The 2024-nt window shown below is 39.7% G+C and carries 1 protein-coding gene; it reads left to right on the forward strand.

Features of this window, described 5'->3' with window-relative positions; genetic code table 11:
• The first annotated feature begins 1090 nt into the window (after window positions 1-1090).
• Complete coding sequence (locus tag LEP1GSC061_RS00030; protein WP_198014223.1) at window positions 1091-1717, forward strand: hypothetical protein; 627 nt, start codon at window positions 1091-1093, stop codon at window positions 1715-1717.
• Window positions 1718-2024: the final 307 nt, after the last annotated feature.

Here is a 2024-nt window from a genome sequence, read left to right on the forward strand (position 1 = left end):
GTTTTAATACTTTTCTTATTTATAATGAAATAGCCAATAAATATAGACTATCTATTTGTTTCGCTACTATTGCATATGGGATCATTTTATGGCAGGATCACTGCATGACAACATTGGATAGCCAAGTATTATCTTGGTGACTCGGTTAAAAAGATTAGTAGTTCAATTGCTTATCCTGCTTTTGGAATTATCAATATTTTAACTGCAATTGTTCTTTATTTGTCTAATGCTAAATACAAAGTTTATTCAATTGTTTTCTTGGTCGTACCAAGATTTCTAAATGGTATTACGATTCTGATTATCGATTCCGATACGGATACGACTTTGTCAATTTTAGCAATGTTTGAATTGCTATTTGTAGTCATTGCTTCACGAAGTGCTCTGAATTAATAATTTCAGCACATCGCCTAACTGTCGGCTCTGACGCATCGCTTCGAGATGCTTCGCACTCTCGCTCGGCCTTCGGCACATTTCGCTTTGTCACTTCGTTTGCAGGGCAAACTCGTGCCAAGTGCTAACGCACCCGCGAAACGTCGTCAAGCCTTGGTCGTTAAGCGAAATTCCGCCGGATTTTGTTTTTTTATTTTTAGAAGCTCGGAAGCGTGCGGATTCGGTTCTAAAACATAGGAAATTTTTCAGAGTTTTAGCGCTCCCCAATGCGAGCTGGTGCCGTCGCCAGGGATTGCATCTTGATATTTAAGCGTCCTGCGGAAGCTTATGGTTCCATTTTATCCAATCCCGAAAGGGGAGCGCGATACTTTGGAATAAGGGAATTTCATACTATTGGACTTTCGTCCAAGTAGTGAAATTGAATTAAATTGCAACGTGTTTGAGGCGTAACTTCGCTTAACTGCCAACTTGCCGCATCGCTTCGGGCTTGCTTCGCAACCCTTGCTTGGCCTTCGGCACATTGGCTCCAGTCACGACTTTTGCTTGGCAAAAGGTCGCGCCTGGCTCTAACGCCTCTTCGAGGCTCAGAGTCGCCAACGTCGGCAAGCCAACGTCGTTAGTCGCCATTTTTCGAATTTATATGGAATCAACATTTTTTCAAACATTAATCACTCTTGCGATAGGAGTTATTCTAGGGAGTATGAAGGATCTTTTTTTTGATCGTCAATCAAAGAAGAGAGCTCTCAGAAAAGCTTTACTATATTTAATCGAAGTATGGTTTGATATCATAAGATTTCAGAGAAAAACCTTATTGCTAGAAATTTATATTGACGAGTTGGGAAAAAAATTCCCCGAACTGTTACCTGATACACTTCTCTCTGTAAAAACTGCAGTAGGGTCGTTTATTGACATTGCTGATTCAATGTTTATTAGCGATGAAGAAACAGAAGATAAATTATTCGTGGATAATCTGAGTAAAATCGCTGAAGACGATCCGCTACTCGCTTTTGAGTTGGAAGCGCAAGTCTCTGCTCTTGATTACTTAACATATCTCCATGATAGCTATAAAGAAATAGTAAAAAAATCAGATTGGCGAAAAATTAATGAATTCTTGCATATTATAACCTCTGAAGATTTTAAAGAAAATATTGAAGGCTTAGAAAAGAATATTCTCCTAGTAGCTGGGAAAATTGGATTCATTACTAAAAACAGGACAAGCAAATTGCTATCCTCTAATCGTAGCGATTCAAAAGAACAAATAAAAAAGAATGTAGATAAGCTTGTTGAAACTATTTCCATAGCGGTAAAACAAAAAAACGGCGACTAACTATCGGCTCTGACGCAGCGCTTCGAGATTGCTGCGCAACTCTCGCTTGGCCTTCGGCACATTGGCTCAGTCACTCGAATTGCAGAGCAATTCTCGTGCCTGTTCCTAACGCCTCTTCGAGGCTCAGGAATCGCCAACGTCGTCAAGCCTTGGTCGTTATACGCCATCCAAGCTAAACTCATTTTCTCAATGTAAAATACATGAATATGCTTGAGAAATATACTTCATATAAATTAATTTCAAAGCATTGCCCTTCTCTTGCATCTCTATGCGCCTCATCTGAAAAACGCTGGGCAAGGATGGATTT

Source organism: Leptospira wolffii serovar Khorat str. Khorat-H2 (genome assembly GCF_000306115.2).
GTDB classification, from domain to species: domain Bacteria; phylum Spirochaetota; class Leptospiria; order Leptospirales; family Leptospiraceae; genus Leptospira_B; species Leptospira_B wolffii.